The 17233-nt window shown below is 48.2% G+C and carries 21 protein-coding genes and 1 pseudogene; 5 read left to right on the forward strand and 17 right to left on the reverse strand.

Annotated elements, in window-relative coordinates; genetic code table 11:
- Positions 1 to 107 precede the first annotated feature (107 nt).
- Positions 108 to 743, forward strand: a complete 636-nt coding sequence (locus EXIG_RS12000; RefSeq protein WP_012371221.1) for a class I SAM-dependent methyltransferase — start codon at positions 108 to 110, stop codon at positions 741 to 743.
- 463 nt (positions 744 to 1206) lie between these two features.
- Here EXIG_RS12000 and EXIG_RS12005 read toward each other — a convergent pair whose 3' ends face one another.
- The 12 genes and pseudogenes from EXIG_RS12005 to EXIG_RS12065 all read right to left on the reverse strand — a co-directional run bounded on the left by EXIG_RS12005 (position 1207) and on the right by EXIG_RS12065 (position 10556).
- Positions 1207 to 2124 (reverse strand): proline dehydrogenase family protein, encoded by a 918-nt coding sequence (locus EXIG_RS12005; protein ID WP_012371222.1) that lies wholly within the window; start codon positions 2122 to 2124, stop codon positions 1207 to 1209.
- 84 nt (positions 2125 to 2208) lie between these two features.
- Entirely contained in the window at positions 2209 to 2883 is a 675-nt protein-coding gene (locus tag EXIG_RS12010; protein ID WP_012371223.1) for a TVP38/TMEM64 family protein, read from the reverse strand.
- Positions 2880 to 3545 carry a PAQR family membrane homeostasis protein TrhA gene (trhA, locus tag EXIG_RS12015; RefSeq protein ID WP_041262008.1) on the reverse strand — a complete coding sequence of 222 codons (666 nt, stop codon included), beginning with the start codon at positions 3543 to 3545 and terminating at the stop codon, positions 2880 to 2882. The genes EXIG_RS12010 and trhA overlap by 4 nt, the downstream gene beginning before the upstream one ends.
- Before the next feature lie 222 nt (positions 3546 to 3767).
- Positions 3768 to 4383 (reverse strand): annotated as a pseudogene (gene hisIE / locus EXIG_RS16265) (bifunctional phosphoribosyl-AMP cyclohydrolase/phosphoribosyl-ATP diphosphatase HisIE).
- Complete coding sequence (hisF, locus tag EXIG_RS12030; RefSeq protein WP_012371227.1) at positions 4380 to 5129, reverse strand: imidazole glycerol phosphate synthase subunit HisF; 750 nt, start codon at positions 5127 to 5129, stop codon at positions 4380 to 4382. Before hisF ends, hisIE begins: the two are co-directional and overlap by 4 nt.
- Positions 5123 to 5827, reverse strand: a complete 705-nt coding sequence (gene hisA, locus EXIG_RS12035) for a 1-(5-phosphoribosyl)-5-[(5-phosphoribosylamino)methylideneamino]imidazole-4-carboxamide isomerase (protein WP_012371228.1) — start codon at positions 5825 to 5827, stop codon at positions 5123 to 5125. Before hisA ends, hisF begins: the two co-directional genes overlap by 7 nt.
- On the reverse strand, positions 5800 to 6387 hold the full coding sequence (gene hisH / locus EXIG_RS12040) for an imidazole glycerol phosphate synthase subunit HisH (protein ID WP_012371229.1): 588 nt from the start codon (positions 6385 to 6387) through the stop codon (positions 5800 to 5802). Before hisH ends, hisA begins: the two co-directional genes overlap by 28 nt.
- Positions 6384 to 6965, reverse strand: a complete 582-nt coding sequence (gene hisB / locus EXIG_RS12045; protein WP_012371230.1) for an imidazoleglycerol-phosphate dehydratase HisB — start codon at positions 6963 to 6965, stop codon at positions 6384 to 6386. Before hisB ends, hisH begins: the two co-directional genes overlap by 4 nt.
- A complete protein-coding gene (locus EXIG_RS12050) occupies positions 6938 to 7909 on the reverse strand; it encodes a pyridoxal phosphate-dependent aminotransferase (protein WP_012371231.1) in 972 nt (323 codons plus the stop codon). The genes hisB and EXIG_RS12050 overlap by 28 nt, the downstream gene beginning before the upstream one ends.
- Positions 7909 to 9126, reverse strand: coding sequence for a histidinol dehydrogenase (gene hisD / locus EXIG_RS12055; protein WP_012371232.1), 1218 nt, complete (start codon positions 9124 to 9126; stop codon positions 7909 to 7911). The genes EXIG_RS12050 and hisD overlap by 1 nt, the downstream gene beginning before the upstream one ends.
- Entirely contained in the window at positions 9126 to 9734 is a 609-nt protein-coding gene (gene hisG / locus EXIG_RS12060; protein ID WP_012371233.1) for an ATP phosphoribosyltransferase, read from the reverse strand. The genes hisD and hisG overlap by 1 nt, the downstream gene beginning before the upstream one ends.
- The gene (locus EXIG_RS12065; protein WP_012371234.1) at positions 9735 to 10556 is read right to left on the reverse strand and encodes an ATP phosphoribosyltransferase regulatory subunit; all 822 of its coding nucleotides are present in this window, start codon (positions 10554 to 10556) and stop codon (positions 9735 to 9737) included.
- A 131-nt stretch (positions 10557 to 10687) separates the two neighbouring features.
- Between EXIG_RS12065 and hisJ the strand changes: the two genes are divergently transcribed.
- Positions 10688 to 11482 carry a histidinol-phosphatase HisJ gene (gene hisJ, locus EXIG_RS12070; RefSeq protein WP_012371235.1) on the forward strand — a complete coding sequence of 265 codons (795 nt, stop codon included), beginning with the start codon at positions 10688 to 10690 and terminating at the stop codon, positions 11480 to 11482.
- Positions 11483 to 11556: 74 nt separating this feature from the next.
- On the opposite strand, the gene EXIG_RS12075 is transcribed toward hisJ, so the two are convergent.
- The 3 genes from EXIG_RS12075 to hxlA all read right to left on the reverse strand — a co-directional run bounded on the left by EXIG_RS12075 (position 11557) and on the right by hxlA (position 13667).
- Entirely contained in the window at positions 11557 to 12324 is a 768-nt protein-coding gene (locus EXIG_RS12075) for a hypothetical protein (RefSeq protein WP_012371236.1), read from the reverse strand.
- Between the two features lie 158 nt (positions 12325 to 12482).
- Complete coding sequence (gene hxlB, locus EXIG_RS12080) at positions 12483 to 13031, reverse strand: 6-phospho-3-hexuloisomerase (RefSeq protein ID WP_012371237.1); 549 nt, start codon at positions 13029 to 13031, stop codon at positions 12483 to 12485.
- Positions 13032 to 13667, reverse strand: coding sequence for a 3-hexulose-6-phosphate synthase (gene hxlA / locus EXIG_RS12085; protein WP_026827605.1), 636 nt, complete (start codon positions 13665 to 13667; stop codon positions 13032 to 13034).
- A gap of 204 nt (positions 13668 to 13871) precedes the next feature.
- On the opposite strand from hxlA, the gene EXIG_RS12090 reads away from it, so the two are divergent.
- Positions 13872 to 14237 (forward strand): winged helix-turn-helix transcriptional regulator, encoded by a 366-nt coding sequence (locus EXIG_RS12090; protein ID WP_012371239.1) that lies wholly within the window; start codon positions 13872 to 13874, stop codon positions 14235 to 14237.
- A 55-nt stretch (positions 14238 to 14292) separates the two neighbouring features.
- Here the strand turns inward: EXIG_RS12090 and EXIG_RS12095 are convergent, their stop codons facing one another.
- A complete protein-coding gene (locus EXIG_RS12095) occupies positions 14293 to 14802 on the reverse strand; it encodes a GNAT family N-acetyltransferase (RefSeq protein WP_012371240.1) in 510 nt (169 codons plus the stop codon).
- A 60-nt stretch (positions 14803 to 14862) separates the two neighbouring features.
- Positions 14863 to 16341: a DNA-methyltransferase gene (locus EXIG_RS12100; protein ID WP_012371241.1), complete on the reverse strand. Its 1479-nt coding sequence runs from the start codon at positions 16339 to 16341 to the stop codon at positions 14863 to 14865.
- Positions 16342 to 16439: 98 nt separating this feature from the next.
- On the opposite strand from EXIG_RS12100, the gene EXIG_RS12105 reads away from it, so the two are divergent.
- Both EXIG_RS12105 and EXIG_RS12110 read left to right on the forward strand, forming a co-directional pair.
- Positions 16440 to 16679 (forward strand): helix-turn-helix domain-containing protein, encoded by a 240-nt coding sequence (locus EXIG_RS12105; RefSeq protein ID WP_012371242.1) that lies wholly within the window; start codon positions 16440 to 16442, stop codon positions 16677 to 16679.
- Positions 16679 to 17233 (forward strand): BglII/BstYI family type II restriction endonuclease, encoded by a 555-nt coding sequence (locus EXIG_RS12110; RefSeq protein WP_012371243.1) that lies wholly within the window; start codon positions 16679 to 16681, stop codon positions 17231 to 17233. Before EXIG_RS12105 ends, EXIG_RS12110 begins: the two co-directional genes overlap by 1 nt.

Here is a 17233-nt window from a genome sequence, read left to right on the forward strand (position 1 = left end):
GCTTCCTTCTACATCTCTATCATAAATGAATTATCATTCAGTAGCAATAAAAAATCAGCTATTGGTCAAATTTTCCTGTTAGACTGAAATCAAAAGGGGGATTTCTTATGAAATCGACAGAACAATTATGGGATCAACAAGCGACGGACTGGGCCGACCGGTCGGAGATGATGTGGACGACAGGCAGCCGGAAGACGATTATTCCGTTTTTAACATCGGTCATCGCGTCCGGCAAGTTACTCGATTTAGGATGCGGCGACGGCGCCGCCTGCCGGTTGCTCGCTGAGGCGTTTCAAGTGACGGGTCTTGATCTGTCGGAAGAGATGATCCGGATCGCCCGTGCCAAATCGCCGGCACTCGACTTCGTCGTCGGAACCGGTGAAGCATTGCCGTTTGCAGATGAGACGTTTGACGTCGTCCTTGCCGTCAATTCACTCGAATGGTCGACGCAACCTGTCACGGTCCTGAACGAAATCAGCCGTGTCTCCCCGCTCGTCGTCATCAGTTTGCTTGGACCGACGGCAGCACCACGGGCATTGTCCTACCGTCGCCTGCACGGGGAAGAGGCACCGATGGGCAATACGATGATGCCGTGGGAACTCGTCCAACTGGCAGACGAACTCGGATGGACGTTGCTTGACGAAGCCGTCATTCAAAAGGAAGGTGCCGTCATGACCGGTCACCGGTTGCTCGATCAGGCCCATGCGTTTTCCTGTTTGTTTGCGTTTCGGACAAAGGGTTAAAAAATGATCTATTTGCAACAGACGTATGTCCACCCGCTTTTCTCGTGCGGGACGCAAGCCGCGCCTATCTAACGATGACCGGGTCTTGCCTGTCCCTGACGGAAGCAAGCTTTCTTTTCCCGCAGAAGTCGGATGGACACGTCTTTTTGCTGATAAAACCCATTCAGTGCAAGCGTTCATCTGTTCACACGTATCAAGTAGAAAAAATCACTCGATTCATGCAACTCCTTCAGGAAAAAGCGCATTTTTTTGCGCTGTCAGAGACAGACAAGACCCGACTTGCGAACAGCAAAGTTTGGCTTGTGTCTCGCCTGAGGAAAGGGCATGAATAACGAGTGATTTCTTTTGAGTCTCCCTAGCCATATTGGCTACGAAAAGCACGGGAAGAGAAAAATCTTTCAAACGATAAAACAAAAAGATGAAGCTATGACAGCTCCATCTTTCACTTCTCTATTATTTGTTATTATCCTTTAACCATTCCTTTAAGGACAAACGCCACGTTTGCCGGACGTTCCGCTAAGCGGCGCATGAAGTAGCCGTACCAGTCACGACCGTAAGGGACGTAAACACGGACTTTATAGCCGAGCTTCACGAGTTCAAGCTGACGTTCGACGCGGATGCCGTACAGCATCTGGAATTCGAACTTGTCGTTGCCGATGCCGTTTTCTTTTGCATAACGGATGATCTGTTCAATCATCGCGTCGTCATGCGTTGCGACCGCAGCATAGTTACCGAGTGACAGTTGAAGTTTTACGAGTTTGATGTAGTTGTGGTCCACATCTTCTTTTTCCGGGAAAGCAACCGTTGCCGGCTCTTTATAGGCCCCTTTAACGATTCGCAAATTCGTCTCGAATCGTCCGACACGTTTGATGTCGTCTTCCGAACGGTACAGGTACGACTGGATGACCGTTCCGATGTTATCAAACGATTGACGCAATTCTTCAAACAATTGGATCGTTTTTTCACAACGCGGCTCGTCTTCCATATCGATCGTCACGAAGACACCGACTTCTTTCGCCCGTGTCAAAATTCGTTCCATGTTCGAGCGAATCAATTCGTCCGAGATATCAAGACCAAGTGACGTCAGTTTCAGTGAAAGTTGCGAGTCTAATTTCTCTTCCGCAATCATTTCCACTGCACGAATACATTCCTGCGTCATCATTTCCGCTTCCGCAACCGTCGAGATGAATTCACCGAGGTGATCCATCGTGACGCATAATCCCTTGGAGTTCAAATCCTGGATTGCCCGTTTTGAAGCTTCAAGTGAGTCCCCTGCCACAAAGCGCCCTGCGCCGAACTTCAAGCCGTACCGTTTTGCCAGACCATTCAATGTCTTATTTTGCGATAAGAAGATAAAACCATCCCGTAATACTCGTTCCATCACTCATTACTCCCCCTAAATAAATGCTAGGCTGTTTTACCGTGTCGGTTCACATCTCTGCATTCATATTATGACATAAAGCGCTTACATGTGCTCGATGTTTTGTTTTTTTCGTAGTTTTCGCTGGGCAAAAAAACCAACGATGAAAAAGAACAGGTACAAGAAAATCGCAAAGAAAAATTGCCAGGAAAACGGATCGCGCAGGCTCGCCCCGATATTGTTGTAAACGAAAGCTCCGGGAATGATGCCGAGGTAACTGGCGAGCGCAAACTGACGGAATTTAATTTTCGACAGACCGGACGCATAACTGATCGCGTCAAACGGAAATAGTGGAATCAGCCGGACCGTTAAGACGACGAAGAATCCATTCGTGGCAATCCGTTCATCAAGAATCGTCAACTTACCGGTTCCGATGATTTTTTCGATGCCGCGCCGACCGAGCAGACGGGCAATCCAAAAACTTAGCAAACTGCCGGTCCCTGCCCCAACGACGTCAAGCAGTGTGCCAACCCACGGACCGTATGTATAACCACCAAACACCGTCAGCAGACTCGCCGGAAAAAAGACGAGCGGACGGATCGTATACGCCAATATGTACAGCAACATGCCGAAAGCGCCCTGCTGACGAATCCAGTCAGACAAGGCCTGAATATCAAACTGCTCCATCATTCCCGAAAAACGGAAATACAGGAGCAGTCCGGCACCCATCAGCATGTAGAGGGTAAACGGGAGCCAGTCCCGTAACTTTAAGTTTTTCAAGACAGCGGCGCCGGTGCCGGAGCAACGTAATAGAAAATCGATAAGAAAATCAGGACGCTGCCGGCAAGGACAAACAGATGCCAAATCGCGTGATTATAAGGCAAGCGGGCCCAGACGTAAAAGATGACGCCGAGTGAATAGGCGAGACCGCCGCCAAGCAAAAGTAAAAATCCTTGTAATCCGAGTGCTTCATACATCGGCTTGATCGCAAACAGACAACACCAGCCAAGAATCAGGTACGAGGCATTCGAAATCCAGACATGTTTACCGGTCGAATACAGTTTCCAGATGATGCCGAGTATCCCGACACCCCAGACGATTCCGAGCAATGTCCAACCGAGCGGTCCCCGTAACGTAATCAGGGCGAACGGTGTATAACTGCCGGCAATCAATAAGTAAATGCCCGCGTGATCGAGAATTTGTAATACTTTATTGGCTTTCGTATGCATAAGCGAATGCATCAACGTCGAGAACAGATACAGTAAAATCATCGTTGCCCCGAAAATACTGACGGCGGTGATGTTCCAGGCACTGCCTGACTTCGTTGCCTGCAAAATCAACATGACAAGCGCGACGATACTGAAGATGACACCGAGCCCGTGGGTAATGGCACTGGCCACTTCTTCTTTCAGCGAATCGCCTTTGGCAAGCAACTCCTCAATCGTTTCTTTTGACTGGTCTTTGATCGTTTTCGTAATTTCTTTTTTTGTAACCAATACAACACCTACTTTCTGAACAAACCTGCTATGTTCTTGATTATACGCCCGCTTTCTACTAAATGCCTATCAAAATGTTCTGACGATTTATTGACAGTTTTCTTTTGTATTTCCCCGTTTCTACATAAAAAAACTCTACATCCGGTTTTCGGAATGTAGAGTCGGTCATTACCATTTTTCGATATCCGGACGATCCTTAAAGGTCGATTTCGTTCCGTGACGTTCGTTTAGAACAGCTTCGACGTCGGTAAACGAAACACCCCGGTCCGCGAGAAGCACAGTCAGGTGATACAGCAGATCCGCTGTCTCTTCCGCGAGCGTATCGTCGCCCGCGAGGACGACTTCAAACGCTTCTTCCCCGAATTTCTTGGCGATTTTTTCGCGGCCTGCTTTGACCAGATAATTCGTATAAGACGCCTCATCCTGTGACGCGATTTTTTCTTTTACAGTTTTTTCGAGTTCATGTAGCATGCGGCACCTCCACTTCAGTATAGAAACAAGTCCGGTTGCCGGTATGGCACGTCGGTCCGTTCGCTTTCACGGTAATCAATAAGCTGTCCTGATCACAGTCGATCCACATACGGCGCAGTTCGAGCGTATGTCCGCTCGTCTCGCCCTTCGTCCAGAGCCGGTTTTTCGTCCGCGAGAAAAAGGTGACGAGTCCGGTTGCAAGCGTCTTATCATACGCGGCCTGATCCATAAAACCGACCATCAGGACATCATTTGTTGTTTCATCCAAGATGACAGCCGCGACGAGTCCTTTTGAAAAATTCAATTCGATCATCGGACGTTGACTCCTCTCGCCTTCAGGTAGTCTTTTGTTTCCGGCATCGTATAGGTCGCTTCGTGAAAAATCGAGGCAGCAAGTGCTGCATCGGCTCCCGCTTCGAGTCCTTCCGCCAAGTGTTCGAGTGTTCCGACCCCGCCGGACGCAATCAACGGAACGTTGACGACCTCACGCAAACGTTGAATCAACTCGAGATCGTAGCCATCCTTTGTTCCGTCGGCGTCCATCGACGTGACAAGCAGTTCACCGGCTCCAAGCGAGACCGCTTCCTTCGCCCATTCGATTGCATCCCGTCCGACGGCTTGCGTACCGCCGTGCGAGAAAACACCCCATGAGTCCCCTGTCCGTTTAGCATCAATCGCGACAACCGTCGCCTGAACACCGAACAGGCGGCTGATGTCCTGAATCAGTTGCGGATTCTGTAACGCCGACGAATTGAGGGAGACTTTATCGGCACCGGCACGGATCAAACGTTTTGCATCTTCGAGTGTCTTGATCCCGCCGCCGACCGTAAACGGCATGTAGATGACTTCCGCCACCCGTTCGACGATATCGAGCATCGTGTCGCGGCCTTCCTGTGTCGCCGAGATATCAAGTAAGACCAACTCATCGGCTCCTTGTTCGTAATAGTATTTCGCGACGGCGACCGGATCGCCGAGGTCACGCAGATTTTGAAACTTCACGCCTTTGACGACGCGTCCCTCCTTGACGTCAAGACAGGGAATGATCCGTTTCATCAACATACGCGAAGCACCTCTTTCAACGACAACGAACCGTCGAGCAAGGCACGACCGATGACGGCACCGTCCATCCCGATCTCTTTTAAGCGGGCGACGTCTTCAACCGTCGTCACACCCCCGGACGCAATCAGTTCAACGCCGTCCCGTTTTAAAAGGTCGAGTCCGTCGACATCCGGTCCCTGCATCATCCCGTCGCGGGAGATGTCCGTGTATAAGAACGTCTTAATGCCTTTTTGAATCAAGTGTTCGATCGCCCGTTCGAGCGTCCAGTCACTCGCTTCGAGCCAGCCACGTGTCTGAACGATGCCGTCTTTGGCATCAAGTGCCACAGCCAACTTATCACCGGCCCGCTCAATCATCTGTTCGAGCAACGCTTCGTCTTCGAGTGCGACCGTGCCGATTAAAATCCGATCAATCCCGGCGCCGACGTAGGCTTCGACCGTTTCGATGTTGCGGACGCCGCCGCCGGCTTCAACGAACAAACCGGTTTCTTTTTTGATGTCCGCGATCAGGCTCAAGTGAAGAGGTTCACCGGCTTTTGCGCCATCGAGATCAATCAGGTGAATCGCTGTCGCACCGTCTTCTTTAAACCGTCTCGCAATCGTCAACGCATCCCCGAAAAAGGTCTGCTGTTGAAAATCACCTTGTTTGAGCCGGACGGCCTGTCCGCTCATTAAATCGATTGCTGGGTAGAGTTGCATGTCGTCTCTCTCCATTCCTTAAGTAATTTCAGTCCGACTTCGCCACTCTTCTCCGGGTGGAACTGCATCCCTGTCACCAAGTCCTTTTGGACGATGGCCGGGACGAGTCGTCCGTATTCGACCGAGTCGACGATCCAGTCCGGATCACAGACCGCACCGTACGAGTGAACGAAATAAACCGCTTCGCCGTGATTCTTCAATTGATGCCAGCCCATATGCGGCAAGCGGACGTCACTTGGCAACTTTTCGACTGTTCCCGGTAAAATACCGAGCCCTTCTGTCTGTCCGTCTTCATCGCTTGATTCAAACAACAGTTGCATCCCGAGACAAATCCCGAGGAATGGTTTTTTCGTCGCTTGTTCCTGTAAGAACTCAATCAATCCCGTCTCTTCTAACCGGGCCATTGCCGGCGCATAGGCACCGACCCCCGGTAAAACGAGCGCTTCCGCCTGTCCAAGTAATTCCAGATCACTTGTGACGATGACGGCTTCTCCGAGCTCTTTTAACGCCCGTTCGATGTTTGCGATATTGCCGACACCATAATCTACGATCGCGATCATTGGTCAATCAGTCCTTTCGTCGACGGGACGCCGTCACCGGTTACGGCAACTGCTTGACGGACAGCCCGCCCCAGTGCCTTGAACAGTCCTTCGATCATGTGGTGTGTGTTCGATCCGTAAAGGACTTGGGCATGAATCGTCATCCGGGCACTGCGGGACAAGCCTTGGAAAAACTCTTCCGCCAGTTCCGTATCAAAATCACCGAGCTTCGGATTTTTGAATTCGGCGAGGAAGACCGTATACGGACGACCGCTGAAGTCGAGGACGACCGAGGCAAGCGTCTCGTCCATCGGCACACGTGATTCGCCGTACCGTTCGATGCCGGCTTTGTCGCCTAACGCTTCCGTCAAGGCAGCTCCGAGAACGATGGCCGTATCTTCAACCGTATGGTGGGCATCGATCCAGAGATCGCCCTTCGCTTCAATCACAAGACCAATCCGGGCCTGGAAGGCAAACAACGTCAACATGTGGTCAAAGAAGCCGACACCTGTCTTAATCTCAACCGGTCCGCCACTGAGGTCGACCGCGACCTTGATTTCTGATTCTGAACTTACTCGTTCACTTGTCCCACGACGCATTGCAGTTCCTCCTCTACACATTTCTCTAAGATTTCCATCGCTTCCGTCGAACCGCAACTGACACGGAAGGCTCCGTCAAACAAACGGATCCGCAGTCCGGCGTTGGCACAACGTTCGGTGAAGCGTTCAGCTTGATCGTATTCGACGTAAACAAAATTCGCAGCACTCGGGTACGTTCTACCAAGCGGTTCGACCAGACGGGCAATCGTGTCCCGGCTCGCGAACGTCTCTTCCAAGACGAGATCCAGTTCCGGCTCTGCCATGATGGCAATCCCGACCGCAGCCGAGAGTCCAGAAACGTTATACGGCGACTTGATTGATTCGACTTCCGCGACGACCTGTTCACTCGCAATCAGGAAGCCGAGTCGCAAGGACGCGAGGCCAAACGCTTTCGACAACGTCCGGAGAATGATCGCGTTCGGATACTCGTCGAGTAAACCGACCATCGATTGCTCAAAGGCAAAGTCGATGTAAGCTTCATCAATCACGACATATTTTCCACTGTCGAGCAATCGGCGGACATCCGCTTCCTTGCGTAAAATCCCCGACGGATTATGCGGGTGACTGAGGAAGATGATGTTGCCCGGTGCAGCGAGCAGTCCGTCGACATCGAGTGCCATCCCGTCGAGCAACGGGACTTTACTGAAGTCGGCCCGTGCGCGGTCGGCATAAAACTGATACATGACGAAGTCTGGTTGCGAGGCGATGACCGGTGACTCTGGACCGGCGTAGCGGGCACAGAGGTAGCCAATCAGTTCATCGGAGCCATTCCCGGCCACGAGTTGCGTCGGACGGACACCGGCATAGGCGCTGTACGATGCTTTCGCTTGGTCGATGACTTCGACCGGGTATTCATTGATCGGAAACGTCTCGACGAGTTGTTTGATCGTCTCGATTCCAACCCGGCTGTGTGCCGTAAATCGTTCGTTTTGGTGTAATCGCATCAGTTCTCCCTCACTTCTATCGCTTGTGCGTGTGCTTCGAGTCCTTCGACCCGGGCAACGGTTTTCGCGGCATTGGCTAGTCGAGCGACACCTTCCCGCGTCGCTTCGAGCATCGTCTGGTGACGTAAGAACGTTCGTGCCGATAAGCCGGACGCAAAGCGGGCTGTCCCGGATGTTGGTAAGACGTGGTTCGTCCCGGCGACGTAATCGCCCAGCGTTTCCGGTGTTTCATGTCCGAGGAAAATCATCCCCGCGTGACGGATCAACTTGACGACCTCTTGCGGGTTCGCGACAGCGAGCTCCAAGTGTTCGGCTGCCAAGCGGTTGGCTTCTTCAATCGCATCATCAAGTGAGGCAACGAAGACACCACCGTTTTCCATCGCCCGGCGTGCAATCTCCTGGCGCGGTAACTGTTGCAGCCGGCGTTCAATGTTCGCATCGACGTCCGCTTTCATCGCTTCCGTCGGGACAAAGGCAATCGCAACCGCATCCCGGTCGTGTTCTGCTTGTGCGAGGAGATCCGCAGCAATCCGGTCCGGATGCGCCGTCTCATCAGCGATGACGACGACTTCCGACGGTCCGGCGACCGAGTCGATGCCGACGATGCCGTAGACTTGACGTTTCGCTTCGGCAACAAACCGGTTACCCGGTCCGACGATCAAATCAACTGCTTGAATCGATTCCGTACCGAACGTCAAGGCAGCGACGGCTTGGGCGCCACCGATCGTATAGATTTCTGTCACACCGGCAATTTTCGCCGCGACCAATACTTCCATGCTGAGTCCAGTGACCGGTGTCACCATGACGACCCGCTCGACGCCGGCGACTTTAGCCGGAATCGCGTTCATCAGGACGGTCGACGGATAACTTGCTGCTCCACCCGGGACATAAATCCCGACCGAGTCAACCGGAACAAACCGTTGGCGACGGGTGACGTCCGCTTCGACGAGCTCGATGTCGGACGGCAATTCTTGTTCGTGCCACTCAACGAGTCGAGTCGCCATCAGTTTTAACGAGTCGACCAGATTCGGATCGGCTTGATCAAACGCTTCTTGAATCTTCGTTTCATCCAAACGGAAGTCTGTCAAATCAACACGGTCAAATTCACTTGTATAGCGACGAACGGCTGCATCGCCGTCGTTTGCCACTTGTTCCAGAATCGACCGGACGGCTTGCTCCGTCTCGCGGTCGACACTGAAGTTTTTTGTCGTTGCCATTACCGTGTCACTCCTTCTGTCAGCTGTTCGAGTAATTGAATCACTTCGACGCGTTTGCGTTTCAACGTCCACTCGCTTGTAAAGAATCGGGCGTTGATATCGATGATTTTTTCATATTCGTTGAGACCGTTCGCCCGGAGTGTTTCACCCGTTTCAACGATATCGACGATCGCATCGGCAAGACCGAGCAATGGTGCCAGTTCAACCGAACCGTTCAGCGGCACGATATCGACATCGACACCAAGTTCACTGAAGTAACGTTTCGCGATGACCGGATATTTGGTCGCAATCCGGACCCGGCGTCCGCCTTCGAACTGCAACGGCTCTTTCGCACAAACCGACATCCGGCAAATCCCGAATGGCAGTTCGGCCAGTTCCGACAATTCCTGATCCGATTCGAGCAGGATGTCGCTGCCGGTGATCGCGACGTCGAGGACACCTTGGGCGACGTACGGAATCAAATCCGACCCTTTCATGAAGACGAATTCGTGTTCGCCGCGTTTGACGATCAATTCACGTTCAATCGCCCCCCACGTTTCGACGCCCGCTTCTTTTAAATACCTTTCCGTCGTTTTCGACAGCCGGCCTTTCGTAATCCCAATCCGCATTTAGAGCACCTCCGCGAGTCGTTCGACGGAAAATCCGATCCCGAACGCTTGTTGTTCCTGACCAAATTGTTCGTACAGCCGGTCGTATCGTCCTCCGACCAACACCGGCTCGGTCACACCTTCGATGAAACCGTGGATCGTCACGCCATCATAGTATGTCTGCAGCCCCATCTGTCCGAAGTCGAGATCGGCATTGACGGCGTCCGCTAAATCAATGACGGCATTCAAGCGGGTTTCGTCGACATACGGCAAAATCTGTTCCGCCCCTTCGCGACCAAACAAGAGCGGGAGTTTCGCAAGCAAGGCATCATCGAGTTCCCGGGCAATCCGTTTCAGTTCGATGACGTTCCGTAACCGCAACATCTGTGTCACTTGATCCCGCAGGTGGTGATCACCGACCCGCGTTTCAATCAGGTGTTCAATCAATCCGGCGTCGCCGATCGACAACGTCACTTCTTTTCCCGTCAACTCTTCGACGAGTCGGACGGCAAGCTGAATCGCTTCGACTTCCGCGATGACACCGCGTTCTTCAAAACCAACCTGGAACTTCTCTTCCGGCTGGAAAACCGATCCGCTGTAAAAGACCCGTTTATATTGTTCGCGGCCCCGCTCACTGAGCGCCCGCGCGACACTTGTCGTAAAATCCATCCGAATTTGTTCCCGGCCACCGACTTCTTCAATTAAAGGGGTGATTAATCGGGTATAGTTAGATTGTTCGAGTCCATCCTCGAGTTGGCGGATGACACGTTGCAGGCGTTCAGCTGATGGCCCGACGTAGTCCGTCGCCCCGTCTTTGAGTCGAATCGTAGAAAATGATTGCATGTCGCCACTCCTTTATCTTGTTATCACTGTACCATGCTAAATTATTTAACGATAAGATACCTTTTTTGTGGTTTGATTGTCAATCCTTTTGCCTGTTTTCGTACTGAAAAAAACATATTGGAGGTTTTGTCATGCAATTGATTAAATGGGACGGTCACGTCCACAGCCCGTATTGTCCGCACGGAACAAAGGATCCACTTGAAGCGTATATCGAACGCGCCCTGGTACAAGGTCTCGAACGGATCAGCTTCACCGAGCACGCTCCGCTTCCGGAAGGACTCGTCGATCCGGCACCCGACAACGATTCCGGGATGTCGTTTGCGACAGCCGAACGCTACATCGAAGAACTGAAGACGTTACGCGACACATACAAAAACGATATCGACATCCGGATCGGGATGGAGTTTGACTACTGGGAACATGACGTCGACGGCACGCGCGACATCATCGCCCGTTACGGTCCCGAGCTGACGGACGGCATCCTGTCGCTCCATTACCTCTGGATCGAGGACCGGTATTACATGGTCGACTTCAGCAAAGAAAGTTTTGGTGAGATCGTCACGGCGACAGGCAGTGTCACGGCGGCTCATGAACGCTATTACGAAGGTATCCAGGCACTCGTCATGACGAACCTCGGCACGCATCAACCAAAACGTCTAGGTCACCTGACGTTGCCGACGAAGTTCATTCAAGCTTATCCGCTCGAGCAGACGCCGGCAAACTTGGATGAGACGGTTCGGAAAATCCGGCAGGCCGACTTTACGCTCGATCTCAATACGGCAGGATTGCGGAAACCGTTGTGCGGTCTTTCCTATCCTTACCCGGAACTCCTACAACTCACGCAGTCTTTAGGGATTCCGCTCGTTTACGGATCAGATGCGCATTTGGCGAAAGACGTCGGGGCTGATTTTGACATGAAGTGGTAAGACATTAAATATGTAAAAAAAGAATCGCTCGTTTTCATCAACTCTGTCAGGAGATGCGGGAAACGGCGATTTTTTTATTCTGCTTCAGGATACGGAAACAATCCTGAGTTCACGGAAGGCAATGATTCCGCAAGTATTTTAAGACTGGCAAGCGGGACGTTACCACCTAAGAGAACCGTCTGTTCGCCATCCTGATAAGACAAGCTGGCTTCCCGCCTCGTCTCGTGGGTGTATGCTGTGATGCCATTTGATAATGTCACACTTGCTGACCGCTTATCGTCGATCGTCTGCTGTGACAGCTTCGAGACTGTGATAATAGACTGTTTCCCGGTAAACGTCCACGTGGTCGAAGCGTCTTTTTCGTCATTCCAGACCATTTCATTTTTCTTAAACGTTTGAAACGGAAGCTTCAAGCCACGTGATTTCGAACGTTCGGACTTACTTGGACCTGCCACTGGAAGAATCCCGGTTAATGTCCAGCGATTAGACCGTTCGTAAAATAAGATGATGTAATTATTCTGTGCTTTCGGTGCATGCAGACTGACAACCGCTTTTTGACCGAGAATTGCTTCCGACAAGACATCGTCTTCGGTCGGGACAGCCGTTTGTCCATTTTTAAATGTCAGTTGAATCTGTTCGACGGCCGCTTTTCCCGGTGTATCCGCATCTTTCGATGGCTCTTTGATTAAAAATTCCTCCACCTCATTTTTTTCTTTAACTGGTTTTACTGATTTAACGTCAGCAGGCGGTTTCACGACAGGTTCTTCCGTCTCAGACATGCATCCCGACAGGAGACAACTGCTGATCAATACGATGATTGTCATCGGCTTTACAAAACGCATTCCCCGTCCTCCTTTCTACCCCTTCGTTTCTCTCATTATTACAAGTCGATTCTTTCTGTCATCCGAATAAACTCACACAAATGGGAATACCTTTTTGAAAATTATACCAAAAAGACCGGCAAACGTGTCACACACGTCTACCGGTCTTATGATTTCTTCTATTCCAAATTAGCATGTTTGCCGTACATCGTTTGTGAATCAAGTTGTTTCGCCGCCATGATGTGAAGAATCAATGCGTCGTAAAACAGCAACATCGTTTGTTCAAACAATGATCCCATCGGCTGAACCGTTTCATCCGCCGTGGCTGTTCGCTCTTTCGGCACTCCCGGCAGTTTGACGGTTAAGTCCGCTAACTTCGCCAGTGTCGACGTCGGCTCAATCGTGACGACCGCGACGGTTCCACCGATCTGTTTCGCCTTCTCGACGATCGGGACGAGTGTTTTCGTCTCACCGGATCCTGATCCGATGATCAGCAAGTCTCCTTCACGCAAGTTCGCTGTAACCGTCTCACCGACGACGTACGCATCGAAGTTCATGTGCATCAGGCGCATGACAAACGCTTTGCCCATCAAGCCGGAGCGACCGGCTCCAGCGAGAAAGATCCGGTCTGCCTTCAGAACGGCTTCGGCGAGTTGCGTCGTCTCGGCTTGATCAATCGCTTCGACCGTCGACGTCAGCTCTTGTAAAATCGTTTGAATATGTGTCATTTACGCCTCTTGCAGCATCCGACGCATCGTTGACGCTGTTCCTTGTTTGTCGTCTTGTCCGGTAATTCCGCCACCGACGATGATGAGGTCTGGGCGTGCTGCGATGACTTCCGGTAATGTCTCCATCTTGATGCCGCCCGCAACTGCTGTTTTTGCATTTTTAACAACTGATTTGATTGTTGCGAGATCCTCGAACGAGTTCTGACCGACGGCTTGAAGATCGTAACCTGTGTGGACACAGATGTAGTCAACACCGAGTTCATCAAGTTCTTTCGCACGTGTCGCGATATCTTTGACAGCAATCATATCAACCAAAATCTTCTTGCCTGATTTTTTCGCTTCTTCAACGGCACCTTGGATCGACATATCTTCGGCTGCTCCAAGAATCGTCACGATGTCAGCACCGTGTGCGACAGCTTGGCTGACTTCATAGCCGGCAGCATCCATGATTTTTAGGTCGGCGAGAACCGTTAAGTTCGGGAATGCCGCTTTCATTTCTTTAACGGCACGAAGCCCTTCGTTGATGACGACCGGTGTCCCGATCTCAACGATATCCAAGTTTTCTTCCCCAATTTCTTTGACTAAAGCGATGGCACCTGCTGTATCTACTAAATCGATTGCTAATTGTAATTTCATCATTGATCTCTCCCATTCTTCTCTCTATTTATGAATCCTGGCACTTCCTTCTGACGTTCGTGAAGGAACATGACTAAATATAATCCTCATAGACGAAATTGGGAAGTACGCACTTTTAATTTACATAGTGCGATTTTTCATACATAGTGCGGAAAAGTATACTGTCGATGACAAGAGGGCTATACTAAAAAAGGAGGTGGGACGATGCCACATTTTGAAGACCGGCAGTTTAACTGTGAAAAAGAATTGACCCTATCGATCATCGGGGGGAAATGGAAGATGCTGATTCTTTGGCACCTTGGGAAAGAAGGCACCAAACGCTTCGGAGAGCTGAAAAGTCTGATGCCCGGCATTACGCAACGGATGCTCGTCAATCAGTTACGGGAACTGGAAGATCACCATATCATCCACCGGGAAGTCTATCCGGTCGTTCCGCCGAAGGTCGAATATTCATTGACGCCACACGGCTACAGCCTGATGCCGATTCTGGATGCGATGTATGACTGGGGCAAGGATTATGCCAAAAATGTCCTCGAAGTCGAGTTCGAACAACAAAAATTATCCCAATAAAAAAGATGCTCGTCTGTCCCGTCTCAATCTGAGAGGAGGCAACCGAGCATCTTTTTTAGATTTCTTCTGTTGTAAAAATCTTCGACATCGCCAGTTCGTCGACGTACTCGCCGTCAATGAACAGCGAGGCAATTCGTGTGCCTTCGATGTTAAAACCAAACTTATGATAAAGCTCGATTGCCCGCAGGTTATCTTTCCGGACTGTCAGTTCCATCCGGACGAGTCCCGCTTCAACGGCAAAGGCATCGACTGCTTCGAGTAATCCGGCACCAAGCCCGCGCCCCGTATAGGCATCGAGCAAGCCGATGACAAGGTTCGCCCGGTGACGGATTCGACTTGGTTTTCCACCGACGACCAGCACATAGCCGACAAGTTGTTCATCGACATCGACGACGAAGATATCTGAGTTTGCTGCCTGACCAAATCGTTCAATGAACGCTTCTGCCTGTTCCGTCGACATGCTGCGTTCTTCCGGTTCATACAACATATATTTCGTTTCCCGATCAATCCGTCGCATCAAGTCCGATAAGGCTTTTCCGTCCATCAAGGTGGCACGTCGTATCATAGATGTCAGCTCCGTTTCTTACACTCGATCTTGAGTATAAAACTAACAATATAAGGTAACCTATTTTAATAACATAGATAATTGTTTTATTTCTTTACTGTACCCTTTTTTCTCATATTTCTCAGCTGGTAACATTTCATAGTCTTCGTATTTTATCTTCACATTACTTAAGAGCGGTGGAATATCTTTATCAAATTCAGAGATCAAAGATTTACTTTTAACTAACTCGAAGAAATTTTTGATGTCAACCACGGAAACAGAATTAGTAGTGTTACCTTGTGTATATACATTTAATACATTGGGTATTTGGTCTAGGAGTAAAGACATTTCTTCTACTAGAAGAACATTTACATTTACAATTAAACCATACTTAGTGAACGGTGCTTTCGAAATCAATTCTAATATCTGATTTTTAGCTTGAACAATAGTCTCCTTATCATTCCAAACAAAATAATAATCCACTTTCCCTATTGTTTTATTTTTTAGTGAAACTTCATTTTTCTCAAGTTTATTTTCAATAGCGATTATTAATGAAAAATTATTAGCAACCCAACCAGGATTTTTTTTTATAGCATTTCTCATTGATTTTATAACAGCTTTAGGATATTTCAAAACTCTCAATTTATAAATAGATTCTTCTAAAATTTTTTTTAATCGATTTTGATAGTTGTAGTACGATTCAATTTCATTCCATTTTTCATCTACTAACTCTTTCGTAACACTTTCAAAAACTTTTTTATAATCCGGGTTTGTGTCAAACCCTAAAAATCGTCTATTCATTTTTTCAGCAGTTGCTAAGAGTACACCAGTACCCGCAAATGGATCAAAGACGACATCATTTTCGTCTGTTGCCAATAATATCAATCTTGCCATCATTTCAGGAGGAAATGGACATGCATGCCGAAATTCTTCCTCACCAAAGTCTTTTTTTGAACCCCAACTTCCTTGAGTAGGAATATAAAATTCCCAAATGTTATCTGGTACTTTCCCCTGTGGACCATATCTTTCTGGATAATCTATCCACCATTCTTTCAGTTTATCAGTGGTTTTTATTCTATCTATATAGTACTTATAGCTAGTCGATTTTCCTTTAGTAAACATTAAAACATATTCAAAAACATTTCTCATCTGACCTTTTCTAGACCAAGGTAATGTTTTCCCTTTATCCCAGATAATAGTATCTTGATGAACCCACCCTACTGTTTCAAGCTCTCTTGATATATCATCTGGGAGCCTAATCATTCTACCGTCTCTTTTCATAGTATCAACAATAACAAACATTGATGCACTATCTTTAGCTATATGATAAACACCTTCAAATATTTTCTTTATATCTTTTAAATAAGCAGCATACTCTTGTCCAAAACCGGTTTGTTCTTTAACTTCTCCGTAATCTTTCATATCCCAGTATGGTGGAGAAGTAACTATGAGATCAACGAAAGGTATAGTTTTTTCAAAATATTCCTTCAGGAACAAAGAGCTTCCATTAATATATTGATTTAAATCTTGCATATTTAAATTTTCGACAGAATTTAACATTTACAAACCCCCAGATGTGTGGTTATCACACATTTTAACATGAAAATTATACTAAAATCAAATAAAAGAATCTTTATAAAATAAGGTGCATACAATCCATGAACAATATTAGAAATTTAATTGGAAAAAATTTAAAAAGAATAAGAAAAGAAAATTGTATCACACAAGAAGAACTTTCTGCAAAACTGCTTACTTCCGGAACTAATTTAGATAGACCTATGATATCAAAAATTGAAAATCAAACTCGAGAAGTAACTGATATTGAGCTAGTTGCAATCGCTAATGTATTATCAACTTCTATTGACTCACTAATTGAAAAAAGTAAGGATGAGAACTAATGAAAATTGATGCTATCTATTCATTCAACAATGGTAACAGTGTTATAAAAGAATCTTATTCAAATGAACTTAATGAAATTCTCAGCGCGATCAAATCGATCGATGCTTCTAAATTTAAAACAAAAATAAGTAAAGAAAAAACATCCCTAGGCAAGATGCTATATAGTCCCGTAGCATTGAACAAAGAACTAAAAAAAATTTTAAATCCTTTGGGCTGGAAAGAATTAAAGCACGAAGCTATTTATTCTAGCGATAATCCAGATATTTCTGACACTTTAGCTCATAGAGAAATGGACTTTGTTAAAAATGAAGTTGGTGTCGAAGTACAGTTCGGAAAGTATGCTTTTATGGCATATGACATCTGTAGCAAGATGCCGATATTTAAAAATAAAGGTTATATTGAAGTTGGAATTGAAATCGTTCCTATGAAAGCTTTTGCAAAATACATGTCAACAGGAGTCTCTTATTACGAACAAATTACATGGGATTTAGAAAATCGTGGTGTTTCAAATTTAGATATTCCTGTAATAGTAATCGGCATTGATGCAGATTAA

This window comes from Exiguobacterium artemiae 255-15 (assembly GCF_000019905.1).
Classification (GTDB): domain Bacteria; phylum Bacillota; class Bacilli; order Exiguobacteriales; family Exiguobacteriaceae; genus Exiguobacterium_A; species Exiguobacterium_A artemiae.